This window comes from Streptomyces sp. NPDC037242 (assembly GCF_055604165.1).
Genome location: NZ_JBVJUY010000037.1, coordinates 73,076 through 85,741 on the forward strand (window position 1 = coordinate 73,076; position 12,666 = coordinate 85,741).

Below are 12,666 nucleotides of genomic sequence, written 5' to 3' on the forward strand. Positions count from 1 at the left end.
TACCCCCCCCCCCCCCCCCCCCCCCCTTTCCCCCCCCCCCCCCCCCCCCCCCTCCCCCCCGGCCGAACGCCCCCCCCCCCCCCCCCCCCTCCCCCCCCGTGGTCCCCCCCCCCCCCCCCCCCCCCCCCCCGCCCCTCTTCCCCTGAACCTAGGCGGCATCCGTCGTGATCGAGCTCCCTCCGTCCCGTCTCCCCGCTCTCGCCCGCTGGTTCCCCGGCGGAGCGCCCGGCGTCGCGGCCCTCCCCGAGCACGTTCTGACCACCGGCAATGGCCGCTGGTGGGCGGACCGTGCCATGGACCCAAGGGTCGTGGCGGTCTCCAGCGGCGATCACGTACTGCTCCGCGGCGAACCAGGTGCACTGTCCCCCGAGGCGCTCGCCCCGTTCGAGGGCAGCTACATCGAGGCGCCCGCCCGCTTCCTGCCCGCCCTCGGGGGCGCGTTCGCCCGAGTCGACCCGTGGGAGCGCATGGTCTACGTGCGCCAAGAGCCCGCCATGGCCGCCCGCCCATTCCACGGGATCACCGTGCGCCGCCTGACCCGCAAGGACGCGCCGGCGATCTCCGCGCTCGGACCCGAGACGGCCTGGATCTACAAAACCTGGGGCGGCCCGGAGCAACTCGCAGCCTCCGGCCTCGGCTGGGGCGCCTTCCACCGGGGCCGGGCCCTCTCGCTGGCCTGCACGTACTTCCTCGGCAGCGGCTACGAGGACGTCGCCGCCCTGGCCGACCCCGGCCACCGCCGACAGCACCTCGCACTGGCCTGCGTCACCGCCCTGTGCGAGGACATCGCCGCTCGCGGGCGTACACCGAGCTGGACCTGCTCCCGCGGCAACCGCCCCAGCCGCCTCCTGGCCTGGTCGGCAGGCTTCCGCCTGACCCGCGAGTACGTCCACTACGCCACCGGCCCGGCTCGCCGTCACGCACTCCGCAGGCAGGCGGAGGCGGCGTGAGCCCGTACGGGAACTCCTGATCTTCCCCCGAAACCGCGGGGGATCCGGGCCTTCGATGAAGCGGTCCGCGAAGGGACGGGGATCCGCTGAGGTGCGGGAGGCGGCGCTCGCGGTCGGCTCGGCTACTTCGGGTCGCGGTTGAACTGCGCTGTCGACCAGCGGTAGCCGAGTGCGATCAGGCCGAGGCACCAGGCGATCGCGATCCAGCCGTTGTTGCCGATCCCGGTGCCGAGGAGGAGGCCGCGGAGGGTCTCGATGGCGGGGGTGAAGGGCTGGTACTGGGCGATCGGCTGGAACCAGCCCGGCATCGTACCGGCCGGGATGAAGGCGCTGGAGATGAGCGGCAGGAGGATCAACGGCATGGCCATGTTGCCGGCCGCCTCGGGGTTCGGACTGGCCGCGCCCATGCCTACCGCGATCCAGGTGAGGGCCAGGGCGAACAGCGTGATCAGCCCGAACGCCGCGATCCACTCCAGTACCGTGGCGTCCGTGGACCGGAAACCCATTGCCACCCCGACGGCGCCGACGAGGACCACGCTCATCACGCACTGCAGCACGCCGCCGAGGACATGCCCGACGAGCAGGGAGCCACGGTAGATCGCCATCGTGCGGAAGCGGGCGGTGAGGCCCTGCGTCATGTCCGCGCAGACGGACACCGCGGCGCCGATCACGGTGCTGCCGACGGTCATCAGCAGCAGGCCGGGGACGATGTACGCGATGTAGTCGGAGCGGTCGGCGCCGCCGCCCCCGATGCCGGCGCTCATCACGTCGCCGAAGATGTACACGAAGAGCAGCAGCATCATGATCGGCGTGAGCAGCAGGTTCAGCGTGCCGGACGGGTAGCGCCAGGCGTGCAGGAGGTTGCGGCGCAGCATCGTGTTCGAGTCGCGCAGGGCCAGGGCGAGGGAGCTCATCGGGTTGTCTCCTTGGACTGGTTGGGGACGTTGGCGGGGCCGGTCAGTGCGAAGAACACGTCGTCGAGGTCCGGGGTGTGGACCGTCAGTTCGTCCGCCTCGATGCCGGCCGAGTCGAGCCAGTCGAGGATGGAGCGCAGTTCGCGCTGACTGCCGTCGCTGGGGATGGACAGCGACAGTGCCTCGTCGTCCCGGGTGACCTCGCGCAGGGCGTCAGCGGCGGACTGGTACGCGACCGGGTCGGTGAAGCGGAGCCGGATGTGCCCGCCCGGGACGAGCCGCTTGAGTTCCTCGGCGGTGCCTTCGGCGGCGATCTTGCCGTCGTTCAATACGGCGATGCGGTCGGCGAGTTCGTCGGCCTCCTCCAGGTACTGGGTCGTGAGGAGGACGGTGACGCCGTCTGCGACGAGCCTGCGGATGATGCCCCACATGTTGTGGCGGGAGCGCGGGTCGAGCCCGGTCGTCGGTTCGTCCAGGAAGATGATCCGCGGGCTGCCGACCAGCGTCATCGCAAGGTCCAGGCGGCGCTTCATGCCGCCGGAGTAGGTGGAGGCGGGCCTCGATGCCGCCTCCGTCAGGTCGAAGCGCTCAAGGAGTTCAGCGGTGACCCGCCGTCCCTCGATCCTCGACAGGTGGAGCAGGTCGGCCATGAGGAGCATGTTCTCCTCGCCGGTGATCAGGCCGTCCACGGCGGAGAACTGCCCGGTGACACCGATCGCCGCACGCACCGCCTGCGGGTCGGTGGCCAGGCTGTGCCCGCCGACGTGCAGGTCGCCGGCGTCGGCGGTGATGAGCGTGGACAGGATCTTGACGGCGGTGGTCTTGCCGGCGCCGTTCGGGCCGAGCAACGCGAACACGGACCCGGCCGGGATATGCAGATCGATACCGTCGAGAACGAGCTTCTCGCCGTATGACTTGCGCAGCCCGACGGCGGAGACGGCGGTCGGTGACGGACGGCCGTCACCTCGACTGGATGTGGGCATGACAGATGAGGGCATGGCGGCTTCCTTCCGGAGGCTGGAGATGCAGGGGGAAAGGGGGTTCGGAACCCGGATCGAGTGACGGTCCGTACTACACGTCAGTCGTGTCGTTTCGGGGCGTGGTGTCGAGCGGTCCGCCGCAGGGGACCTGCCCGCCGGGGGCATGGGCAGGACTTGGGCAGGTGGCGCCGGCCTGCTCGCCCGTCCGCAGGGCGGGGTGCGCCACGGCCGCTGACGGCCCGCACACGCCTGCTCGTACTGCGCCGAGGCGAACGAAGAGGCGTGTGCGGACTGCGGTGCCCACTGGTGTGTGTGTGGCGACTGGCTACTTCTGGGCTGTGCCGGGTTCCGCGCTGATGGACGCCTGATAGGCATCCGCGTAGGTGGGAGAGCCCCCGATCAGGCCGTCGCAGAACGCGGCGACGTCCCTGCCGATGAGTTCCAGGACCCCCTTGCCCGCGGCGACGCCCTCCTCGAAGAAGTCGACGATCCCGGGGAGCAGGGGCCCGTCGGGCAGGTCGATCGGACCGACCTTGAACAGGTACTTCTGCATCTCCTTGTAGACGATCTGGTAGTCCGGCGGGAGCGCCTTGACCCGGGCCGCGTGTGCCCGCCACTGCTTCTTGCCCTCGATGATGTCCTGGATGCCCACGTCAGCCTCCCAGCCGGTTCAGTTTCCTTGCGACGTTCCTGTTCAACTGCTCGCGCCACCGGTCGCGGTAGGTCCGAGCACCTTCTCCGCCGGCCAGTGCCGTGCAGAAGCCCCGCACGTCGTCGCCGAGGACCTCGTGGACGCTCTGCCCGTCCGCCGCTGTCTCTTCGAGCAGCCCCAGGGCGGAGTCGAGGATCGGCATCAGGTTGCGGCCGGTGAAGTCCCCGTGCGGGAGGAGGTGGCCCTTGACCTGTTCCCACGCCGCCCGGTAGTCGTCCGGCAGGGCCTCGGCCCGGGCTTCGAACGCCTTCCATTCCCTGGTGAGATCGCTGCCGGTGATGGTCTCCCAGAAGTTCATCTCTAGCCCTTCCTGAGCCTGTCGATGCGTGATGAGACGTACTGCCATTTCGTCCAGAACCTCGCGAGTTCCTCGCGTCCGGCGTCGTTGAGCGCGTAGAACTTGCGCGGCGGGCCGACCCCGGATGGTCGTTTCGTCACCTGGACGAGTTTGTTCCTCTCCAGGCGCAGCAAGATGGTGTACACCGTCCCCTCGACGACGTCGACGAAGCCCAGCTCGTTCAGCCGGCGAGTGATGGCGTACCCGTAGGTCTCCTCGCTGCTGATGATTTCGAGCACGCACCCTTCGAGCGTGCCCTTCAACATCTCCGTCAGGTCATCCATCGGGAGCCCTCCTCAGCCCTAGCGGTACTGCGTAGCACCGAGTACCACTATACGGTATCACCGAGTAGTGGGGGTGTCAGCGAGACGGTCTTGCTTTCTGCGGGCTTGAGGCTTCCTGAGTGCCAGGCTGCGCCACGCGCTTCCTGGTCGGTGGCGACGATGCGGCGGACACCGCGACGGGCGAGAGTGGGGGGCGAGGGCGCCCATACCAGTACCGATGTCGAAGGACGTGTCGCCCGAGGCGAGTTCGACCCGGCAACCAGGTCGACGCACTCGCCGCGGACCGGGGGCGTGCGCGGCGCAGTCGGGCATGGCCTACCCACACGGCCGGCCGGCGGTCCACGACGCCGCAACGGGCCTGCACGCCGGAGCGCTCGACCTGTACCCAGCAGACGGGTCCGGGCCGCGTCGCAGTGGACAGTCTGACCCTGCCCATGTCCCGAGACCTCACGGAAACCATGGGAGGCACTCTGGAAGCCGTGGCCACCGGCCCTGGGTTCGCCGTGCGGCTCCCCTTCCGGCAGCGGCGCCCCCGAACAGCCGGTCGGTGACGGGCGGAGGGGGTCATTCCAGGCCGGAGACTTTGAAGACCGTCTGGGCCGTCTCGCGGTCGATGCGCTCCGACAGCTCGCGCAGGGCGGTCGCATCGCGCAGCAGCGTGCCGTGCTGGATCGAGGTGCGGGCGTCCACGTCGAGCTGGTGCCACATCGCGGGGTTCCGGACCAGGACGGTCGGGTCGATCTCGACCTGACTGCCCTCGGTGTCCCGGAGGACCATGCGTTGGGCCACCCCGTCGTACCACTGAACCGAGACGAGGGCGTCGGTGCGGACGGTGTCCTTCACGAGCAGCCCGCGGGTGCTGAGCCGCCCCGGCCGTACGGAGACCCGGGGCGGCAGCAGGATCACGAAGAGCAGGCCGGCCAGGCCGGTCCAGATGAGGCCCCGGGCCACGTCGAGCTCGCCGAGGCCCGCGTCCATGCTGAACAGGGCCGTGAACAGCAGGAACGCGACGCCGATCGCCGAGCGTCGCTCACCGGCCCACTGGGCGTCCTGTGTGAAGCGTCGTTCCATGAGGGGGACGTTAGGGCGGGAAGAGGCCTCGGAACCGGACCCTGACGTCCTGCTGATGTGGCGGCTACGGGATCTTGACGGGGCCCGCTCGGCGGGAACCCCCGGTGGTTTCAGCGGCCCGGTGGGCTACTCGAAGGCGGCGTGCTCCACGGCTTGGGTCCGGGAGTCGGAGCGCTGCCCGAGTCCTGCTCGGAGGCGGAGGGGCGAGGACACCGCCGGTCAGCGCCGCCGTGCGGGCTACTGCCGCCCCGGTATGCGCGATCGGCGGGCCGGAGGTGTTCGAGGCCGTTGAGCTTCGCCTCCGTTTGCCGGCGCCGGTGGCACTCCACGAAACCGGCCACCGCGTCCGCGCCGCGGGCCACCTGGCGGTGCGCCTCGTCGAGCATGCGATATGTCTTGCCGACTCCGGGAGCCGCGCCGAGGAAGACCTTGAGTCTTCCTCGGGGCACGACCCGCGGCCCTGGCACGGTCACAGGGATCGTCTCGTCCGTGGTCGTCATGTCAGAACTTCTCTGGGAAGAACAATGCCAGGACCAGATACCCGACGATGCTGACCGCGATGACGATGCCTACGACGTTCTCCGTGCTCAATCGAACCCGACTCCTCGATGCGCCCTCAACCTGACCAGCGAACAGCAGCGAGGACCTGGACGAAACGGCCCTTGCGCACTCCTGACGCCACTCGGCCGGGACTTTGACGGTGTATTGACGCCCGCTCCATCGATAGGGCGAAGGCGGTGTGCCGGGAAGCCTGGTCGGCGTCGTGGGGCCGCATGGTCCGCGTCGATTGCCCTCGCTGCTCGTTGTCGCAGGGATGGTCGTCGCTCTGATGCCCGGTACTCCCGAGATCCATGTCAGCCCCGAGATCACCGGCCTCGTCGTCCTGCCGCCCCTGCTGCATGCCGGCGCCGAGGAACTGCCCTGGCGCGAACTGCGCCTGGTGTGGAAGCAGGTAAGCGTGCTCGCGGTGGGTCTGGTGCTGGCCTCGGCGACCGCGGTCGGCGCGGTCGCCTCGCTGCTCACCCCCTGTCCTGGCAGATGGCGCTGGCCCTGGGCGCCGTCCTCGCGAGTACGGACCCGTCCGCGGTCGGTGTCAGCGGTGCGTCAAGAAGGAGCACCACGTCGTCAGAGGGGCGTCAAGGCGGCGGGCCGACAGGACGTGGCGATCGCAGAATGGCAGGCAGGGGGAGCGGGCCGCCTCCCGTGATGCGAGGCGGGGGCGCGTGACGCTCACCGCCGAGGCCGCGCCCGGTCCGGACCGCGGGGGGTCGGACCGGTGCCGAGACGCATCAACGGGGCGCCCCGCCCACGACAGACAGGAAGGCGGCATGCCGATGACTCGGGTGCTGGTCGTGGACGACGAACCGCAGCTGGTGCGGTCGATGGTCATCAGTCTCAGGGCGCGCACGTACGAAGTGGATTCCGCGCCCGACGGGGGCACCGCCCTGCGGGCCGCCGCGGACCACAGTCCGGATGTGGTCCTGCTCGACCTCGGGCTGCCCGACATGGACGGCGTGGACGTGATCAAGCAGCTGCGCACGCGCTCGCAGGTGCCCATCCTGGTCGTCTCGGCCCGCCACGATTCCAGCGAGAAGGTCCAGGCCCTGGACGCCGGCGCCGACGACTACATCACCAAGCCCTTCAGCATGAACGAACTGCTGGCCCGGCTCGGAGCCGTCACACGCCGCACACTGGCACAGGATGCCGCCGCCCAGGCAGACACGCTGGTCCAGACGGAGGGATTCACTGTCGACCTCCTCGCGAAGAAGGCCAGACGGGGTGGACAGAACATCCGGCTCACCCCGACGGAGTGGCACCTGCTGGAGGTCCTGATCCGAAACCGCGGCCGGCTCGTCGGGCAACGGCAGCTGCTGCGGGAGGTGTGGGGCGCCTCTTACGGGACGAAGACCAACTACCTGCGGGTGTACATGGCGCACCTCAGACGGAAGCTGGAACTGGACCCGTCCCGGCCGCGCCATCTGATCACCGTTTCCGGCATGGGCTACCGCTTCGACGTGTGAGGAGACCCCGCGAGGCGAGTCCCGCGCCGGCATCCCGGGCGTTGAGTCACCGTACGGTCACACCCCTCGGCGGCCGTGTGGCCGGTACGTGGGAGCGTTTGACGTACACCACCCGCTGCCGGGGCACGACCTGCTCGAACGCGCCCCCGATCAGCGGGAGGAAGCGGCCCTGTGCCTGGATGGAGTGGCCCTTGAAGCCCCTCAGGTCCCTCGGAGTACGTGGTCACCGCGCTCGGCGGCGATCATGCGAGGCTGTACGACGCGGTCCACCCACCAGCGGCCGGTTTCGGTGGTGAGGATGTGCTCGGTCAGGGCGGCGGAGCCCGGACCCCGTGGGGAACCGTGGGGCGAGGGCCGGAAGGCGGTGGGACGGCAGGTTGATCATTCGCCTTCCTTCTTCGGGTACGGAGACGGGGCGGCCCTTCCAGGAAGGCCGCCCCGTCGGGTTGTGCGGAGGGCTACTGGCCGGGCTTGCGGCCGTGGTTGGCGCCCTTCTTGCGGCGGTCCCTCTTCTTGCGTGCGCGCTTGGACATGGCGGTGGTGGTTCCCTTCAGGCGGTGTGGCCGACGAGGAGGCCGGCGAGCTTGTTGAGGCGCTTGATGGTGCGGTCCTCGGTGGCGGCCGGTGCCGGGGCGACGCGCTCGTCGCGGTCGTAGTAGGCGCCGTTGACGATCTCGGTGGCCGGGTCGCAGAGGCGTACGACGTGGGCGGCGCCCTCGGCGGCGGACACGCCCTCGTGCCCGTACAGGGAGAGCAGCCCGGTCTCGCAGATCCCGGGATGTACGGAGACGGCCGTCACGCGCGGGTCGGACGCGAAGACCGTCAGCGCCAGCTGCGACTGCGCGTAGGCGGCGAGCCTCGTATAGCGCCGCTCCCGGTTCGGGTCGCTCCACTGGATCGCGCCGGTGCGGTGGAGGGAGGAGGAGACGTTGACGACGCGCCCGCCCGGGTCGGTGGTGAGGGCCGGCTCCAGGAGGTTCGTCAGGAGGTAGTGGGCGAGGAAGTTGACCTGGAAGGCGATCTCGTTGCCGTCGACGGTGAGGGTGTGACGCTCGGGGGCGGCGATGGCTGCGTTGTTGACGAGCACGGCGAGACGCGGGTAGTCGCGGACCACCGCGTGGGCCAGGTTCTCGACCTCTTCCAGGCGGGCGAAGTCGGCGGCGAGCGGCCGTAGCAACGCGGTGTCGATGCCGGTGGTGGCGGTGAGCCGATCGACGGCGGCCTGGGCCTCTTCGGCCGTGCGCCCGTGGACGAGGACGGTGGCGCCGCGCTCCGCGAGTTGGCGGGCGGTTTCGTAGCCGATGCCGGCGGTGGCGCCGGTGACGAGGAGGGTACGTCCGGACAGGGACGAGGACATGTGTGATTCCCGGATGCAGGCATGGCTGCCATGCCCAGGACCCGGCGGAAGGCTGGGGCGTGGGCGCAGGTCATGCGGTGAAGGTGCTGAGGGTGAGGACGCGTACGGAGCCTTGGCCCGGGTCCGTCAGGACCCCGCCTGCCGTACGCGGAGTGACGCGCGGCCTGTGTCAGACGGCCGGGCGGACAGCGGGCGCCGTCGGCCGCACCGGATTCGGTGGCCGATCGTCATAGCGCGGACCGCTGTTCATGACGCAATCCCACCGTATGGAGAGAGCCGGAAGCAAGCCCTCCAGAACTCCTTGACGACCTTCTGACGGCCGCCGTCAGGGCTGTGTCAAAGATCGGCTCCATTCGAAAGGAACCCGTCAAGGAGTGCTGCCGACGCCTCGGTCCGGCGTAAGACTGGTGTGGCGGCGGCACGGGAAGACGGTCCCGCGGTGCGCAGCCGAAGGCGGTGACCTGAACACTGCCTCAAGGCGCGCAAGGTCCGGCTCGTGGGGGCCCAGACCGATGGCGAGCGCGCACCGGGTCACCCGTCGCACAACACATGAGCCGTCCGGCTCTCCGGGGTGGGGATTCCGGGGCCGGACGGCTCGCGTGGTTCCAGGCCGGAGTCCGTGAGGTGTCAGGTGACGGCGGAAGTCGGCAGCTCACCGGAGACCGGTGGAGCGCCGCCTGCCATGGGCAGGGTGATGACCATGGTGAGACCGCCGCCCGGTGTGTCCTCTGCGGTGAGGGTGCCGCCAATGGCCTCCATGAAGCCCCGGGCGACGGCAAGCCCGAGGCCCACTCCCGCGCCGCGCGGGGCGTCGCCGTGGCGCTGGAACGGTTCGAAGATGCGCTCCTTGGCCTCGTCCGGGACGCCGGAACCGCGGTCGACGACGCGGACCTCGACGCGGTCGCGCAGGGCGCTGGCAGAGACCAGGACCGGTTGTCCGTCGGGGCTGTACTTGACGGCGTTCTCGACGATGTTGGCGACGGCCCGCTCCAGCAGGCCGCGGTCGACGGCGACCATGGGGAGCGTTTCGGGGATGTCGAGTTCGACGCTGTCCTCCGGTACGCCGCCCAGGGCCATCGGGACGACCTCGTCGAGGTCGGTCTCCCGGATGAGGGGCACGACGGTGCCGGTGTTGAGGCGGGACATGTCGAGGAGGTTCCCGATGAGGGCGGCGAGGCGGTCGGCGCCGTCCTCGATGCCTTCGAGGAGTTCGGCCTTGTCGTCCTCGGACCATTCGACGTCGTCGGAGCGCAGGGAGCTGACCGAGGCCTTGATGCCGGCGAGCGGGGTGCGCAGGTCGTGGCTGACGGCGGCGAGCAGGGCGGTGCGGATGCGGTTGCCCTCCGCGAGTTCACGGGCCTTGCCCGCCTCATCGACCAGGCGCTGGCGGTCGAGTACGACGGCTGCCTGGGCGGCGAAGGCGCCGAGCACGCGCCGGTCCTCGGCGGGCAGGACCCGGCCGGTGAGCGCGAGGGCCATGTTGTCGCCTATGGGCAGGTCGACGTCGGCTTCCTCGGGGCGGGCGACCGGGCTGCTGCCGACCGATGCCGCGGTGGTCCATGGATCCACTTCGCTCGTGCGTTCCAGCAGGACGACCGACTGCATGGCGAAGGTCTCGCGGAGCCGTTCGAGCAGGGCGTCCAGGGAGTTCTCGCCGCGCAGGACGCTGCCGGCGAGAAAGGAGAGGATCTCGGACTCGGCGCGCAGCCGGGCGGCCTGGTGGGTGCGCCGGGCGGCCAGGTCGACCACGGAGGCCACTGACACCGCGACGCCGACGAAGATCGCGATGGCGACGATGTTCTTCGGATCGGAGATCGTGAACTCGTGCAGCGGCGGGGTGAAGAAGTAGTTCAGGAGCAGGGACCCGAAGGCCGCCGAAGCCAGGGCGGGGAGGAGCCCGCCAAGCAGGGCTGCCGCCACCGTGAAGGTCAGGAACAGCAGCATGTCGTTCGCGAGGCCGATGTCGGGGAGGACCTGGTTCAGCAGAACGGTGAGGAGTGCAGGGCCGGCGATGCCGGCCAGCCAGCCCCAAATGATGCGGGAGCGTCCCAGACGCGCTCCGCGGGCGACCGGGAGCCCTCGGCCCTTGGCGGCCTCGTCGTGGGTGACGATGTGCACGTCGAGGTCGGGTCCGGACTCGCGGGCGACGGTGGCGCTGACACCGGGACTGAAGACGGACTGCCAGGAGCGGCGGCGGCTGACGCCGAGGACGATCTGGGTGGCGTTGCACCCGCGGGCGAACTCCAGTAGCGCGTCGGGGATGTTGTCGCCTATGACGTGGTGGAAGGTGCCGCCGAGGTCTTCCACCAGGGTGCGCTGGACGGCGAGTTCCTTCGGCGAGGCCGAGGTCAGCCCGTCGCTGGCGGCGATGTAGAGGGCGAGGACCTCGCCGCCCGCGCCCTTCTCCGCGAGGCGGGCGGCGCGGCGGATGAGCGTACGCCCCTCCGGCCCGCCCGTGAGGCCGACGACGATGCGTTCGCGGGCCTGCCAGGTGGAGCGGATGTTGTGCTCGCCCCGGTACTCCTGGAGGTACTCGTCGACCCGGTCGGCCACCCACAACAGCGCGAGTTCGCGCAGGGCGGTGAGGTTCCCGGGCCGGAAGTAGTTCGACAGGGCCGCGTCGACCTTGTCGGGCTTGTAGACGTTGCCGTGGGCCATCCGGCGGCGCAGCGCCTGCGGGGACATGTCGACCAGCTCGATCTGGTCGGCGCGGCGGGCGACTTCGTCGGGGACCGTCTCGCGCTGGCGGACCCCGGTGATCGTCTCGACCACGTCGCCCAGCGATTCTAGGTGCTGGATGTTGACGGTGGAGACGACGTCGATGCCCGCCTGGAGCAGTTCCTCGACGTCCTGCCAGCGCTTGGCGTTGCGCGAACCCGGCACGTTGGTGTGGGCGAGCTCGTCCACCAGCGCCACCGCGGGGCGCCGCGCGAGGATCGCGTCCACGTCCATCTCGGTGAACGTGCCGCCCCGATAATCGATCTCGCGCCGTTGGATGAGTTCGAGGCCGTGCAGCATGACCTCGGTGCGCGGACGGTTGTGGTGTTCGACGAAGCCGACGACGCAGTCGGTGCCCCGCTCGATCCGGCGGTGCGCCTCCGAGAGCATCGCGTACGTCTTGCCGACGCCCGGCGCTGCGCCGAGGTAGATGCGGAGCTTGCCGCGTCCCATGTTCCGACTCTTCTTCTCTGCTGACGATGACGGCGGGGGGTATGAACTGACGGCTGGGCGGACGATCAGGGCTCGAAGCGGTATCCCATGCCCGGTTCGGTGATCAGGTATCGGGGGTGGGAGGGGTCCGCTTCCAGTTTGCGCCGTAGCTGGGCCATGTATACACGCAGGTAATTGGTGTTCTCCCCGTACGTGGGCCCCCAGACCTCCAGCAGTAGCTGACTCTGTGTGATCAGATGGCCCGGGTGGGTGATCAGGATCTCCAGCAGATGCCATTCGGTAGGGGTCAGCCGCACGGCGCGCTCGCCGCGTTGTGCCTTCTTCGCGACTAGGTCCACGGTGAACTCGTCCGTCACGACCCGGGTGACCTTGTCGGTCTGGGCGGTCGCAGGCGCTTCCCCCCTCCTTGTGGCGGCGCGCAGGCGGGCCAGGAGCTCGTCCATGCTGAACGGTTTCGTCACGTAGTCGTCGGCCCCGGCGTCCAGGGCCCGGATCTTGTCCTCCGAGGTGTGCCGGGCGGACAGGACCAGGATGGGGACCCGGCTCCAGCCGCGGACGCCTTTGATGACTTCGATGCCGTCCATGTCGGGCAGCCCCAGGTCGAGGACGATCACGTCCGGCTTATGGGCGGCCGCGAGTCTGAGCGCCGAGCCGCCGTCGCCGGCCTCGGCCACCTCGAACTTGCGCGCCTGGAGATTGATTTTGAGCGCGCGGACGAGCTGAGGATCGTCCTCCACCACCAGCACCCGGGTCATGGGTGTGCAGCCTTTCCTTGGTTACGGGCACGGTTAGGAGCCGGGGGGGGGGGGAAGAGGGGGGGCCCCCCCGCTTCCCCCCCCTTTCCCGTGGGACAAAAACCCCTGTTCCAC

Annotated in this window: 14 protein-coding genes and 1 pseudogene; 3 read left to right on the forward strand and 12 right to left on the reverse strand. The window is 70.0% G+C overall.

All coding sequences use genetic code 11. From position 1 onward, the window contains the following. Positions 1-164 precede the first annotated feature (164 nt). Complete coding sequence (locus tag ACZ7GJ_RS32640) at positions 165-950, forward strand: GNAT family N-acetyltransferase (protein WP_470756777.1); 786 nt, start codon at positions 165-167, stop codon at positions 948-950. A gap of 122 nt (positions 951-1,072) precedes the next feature. On the opposite strand, the gene ACZ7GJ_RS32645 is transcribed toward ACZ7GJ_RS32640, so the two are convergent. The 8 genes and pseudogenes from ACZ7GJ_RS32645 to kdpF form a co-directional block, all read right to left on the reverse strand. After that, positions 1,073-1,864 carry an ABC transporter permease gene (locus tag ACZ7GJ_RS32645; protein ID WP_470756778.1) on the reverse strand — a complete coding sequence of 264 codons (792 nt, stop codon included), beginning with the start codon at positions 1,862-1,864 and terminating at the stop codon, positions 1,073-1,075. Further along, positions 1,861-2,862, reverse strand: coding sequence for an ATP-binding cassette domain-containing protein (locus ACZ7GJ_RS32650; RefSeq protein WP_470756779.1), 1,002 nt, complete (start codon positions 2,860-2,862; stop codon positions 1,861-1,863). The genes ACZ7GJ_RS32645 and ACZ7GJ_RS32650 overlap by 4 nt, the downstream gene beginning before the upstream one ends. Before the next feature lie 307 nt (positions 2,863-3,169). Beyond that, positions 3,170-3,496 carry a DUF1048 domain-containing protein gene (locus ACZ7GJ_RS32655; protein ID WP_470756780.1) on the reverse strand — a complete coding sequence of 109 codons (327 nt, stop codon included), beginning with the start codon at positions 3,494-3,496 and terminating at the stop codon, positions 3,170-3,172. A 1-nt stretch (position 3,497) separates the two neighbouring features. Next, positions 3,498-3,854 carry a DUF1048 domain-containing protein gene (locus ACZ7GJ_RS32660; RefSeq protein ID WP_470756781.1) on the reverse strand — a complete coding sequence of 119 codons (357 nt, stop codon included), beginning with the start codon at positions 3,852-3,854 and terminating at the stop codon, positions 3,498-3,500. Between the two features lie 2 nt (positions 3,855-3,856). Then, entirely contained in the window at positions 3,857-4,177 is a 321-nt protein-coding gene (locus tag ACZ7GJ_RS32665) for a PadR family transcriptional regulator (RefSeq protein ID WP_470756782.1), read from the reverse strand. 564 nt (positions 4,178-4,741) lie between these two features. Next, positions 4,742-5,248, reverse strand: coding sequence for a hypothetical protein (locus tag ACZ7GJ_RS32670; protein ID WP_470756783.1), 507 nt, complete (start codon positions 5,246-5,248; stop codon positions 4,742-4,744). Between the two features lie 242 nt (positions 5,249-5,490). Next, positions 5,491-5,748, reverse strand: a pseudogene (locus tag ACZ7GJ_RS32675) (histidine kinase); the annotation flags it as partial. Position 5,749: 1 nt separating this feature from the next. Then, entirely contained in the window at positions 5,750-5,839 is a 90-nt protein-coding gene (kdpF, locus tag ACZ7GJ_RS32680) for a K(+)-transporting ATPase subunit F (protein ID WP_470756784.1), read from the reverse strand. 238 nt (positions 5,840-6,077) lie between these two features. On the opposite strand from kdpF, the gene ACZ7GJ_RS32685 reads away from it, so the two are divergent. Both ACZ7GJ_RS32685 and ACZ7GJ_RS32690 read left to right on the forward strand, forming a co-directional pair. After that, a complete protein-coding gene (locus ACZ7GJ_RS32685) occupies positions 6,078-6,455 on the forward strand; it encodes a hypothetical protein (protein ID WP_470756786.1) in 378 nt (125 codons plus the stop codon). Between the two features lie 127 nt (positions 6,456-6,582). Then, entirely contained in the window at positions 6,583-7,269 is a 687-nt protein-coding gene (locus ACZ7GJ_RS32690) for a response regulator (RefSeq protein ID WP_470756805.1), read from the forward strand. A gap of 458 nt (positions 7,270-7,727) precedes the next feature. On the opposite strand, the gene ACZ7GJ_RS32695 is transcribed toward ACZ7GJ_RS32690, so the two are convergent. From ACZ7GJ_RS32695 to ACZ7GJ_RS32710, 4 genes are all read right to left on the reverse strand, one after another. Then, on the reverse strand, positions 7,728-7,802 hold the full coding sequence (locus ACZ7GJ_RS32695) for a 50S ribosomal protein bL37 (protein ID WP_470756807.1): 75 nt from the start codon (positions 7,800-7,802) through the stop codon (positions 7,728-7,730). A 17-nt stretch (positions 7,803-7,819) separates the two neighbouring features. After that, on the reverse strand, positions 7,820-8,626 hold the full coding sequence (locus ACZ7GJ_RS32700; RefSeq protein ID WP_470756788.1) for an SDR family NAD(P)-dependent oxidoreductase: 807 nt from the start codon (positions 8,624-8,626) through the stop codon (positions 7,820-7,822). A 627-nt stretch (positions 8,627-9,253) separates the two neighbouring features. Further along, on the reverse strand, positions 9,254-11,797 hold the full coding sequence (locus ACZ7GJ_RS32705; RefSeq protein ID WP_470756790.1) for a DUF4118 domain-containing protein: 2,544 nt from the start codon (positions 11,795-11,797) through the stop codon (positions 9,254-9,256). 65 nt (positions 11,798-11,862) lie between these two features. Then, a complete protein-coding gene (locus ACZ7GJ_RS32710; protein ID WP_470756792.1) occupies positions 11,863-12,552 on the reverse strand; it encodes a response regulator in 690 nt (229 codons plus the stop codon). Positions 12,553-12,666 lie beyond the last annotated feature (114 nt).

Coding starts and splice junctions, on each gene's coding strand:
- ACZ7GJ_RS32645 (WP_470756778.1), bottom strand. CDS start 1,864: ATGAGCTCCCTCGCCCTGGCCCTGCGCGACTCGAACACGATGCTGCGC.
- ACZ7GJ_RS32650 (WP_470756779.1), bottom strand. CDS start 2,862: ATGCCCTCATCTGTCATGCCCACATCCAGTCGAGGTGACGGCCGTCCG.
- ACZ7GJ_RS32660 (WP_470756781.1), bottom strand. CDS start 3,854: ATGAACTTCTGGGAGACCATCACCGGCAGCGATCTCACCAGGGAATGG.
- ACZ7GJ_RS32665 (WP_470756782.1), bottom strand. CDS start 4,177: ATGGATGACCTGACGGAGATGTTGAAGGGCACGCTCGAAGGGTGCGTG.
- ACZ7GJ_RS32670 (WP_470756783.1), bottom strand. CDS start 5,248: ATGGAACGACGCTTCACACAGGACGCCCAGTGGGCCGGTGAGCGACGC.
- ACZ7GJ_RS32685 (WP_470756786.1), top strand. CDS start 6,078: ATGCCCGGTACTCCCGAGATCCATGTCAGCCCCGAGATCACCGGCCTC.
- ACZ7GJ_RS32690 (WP_470756805.1), top strand. CDS start 6,583: ATGACTCGGGTGCTGGTCGTGGACGACGAACCGCAGCTGGTGCGGTCG.
- ACZ7GJ_RS32700 (WP_470756788.1), bottom strand. CDS start 8,626: ATGTCCTCGTCCCTGTCCGGACGTACCCTCCTCGTCACCGGCGCCACC.
- ACZ7GJ_RS32705 (WP_470756790.1), bottom strand. CDS start 11,797: ATGGGACGCGGCAAGCTCCGCATCTACCTCGGCGCAGCGCCGGGCGTC.
- ACZ7GJ_RS32710 (WP_470756792.1), bottom strand. CDS start 12,552: ATGACCCGGGTGCTGGTGGTGGAGGACGATCCTCAGCTCGTCCGCGCG.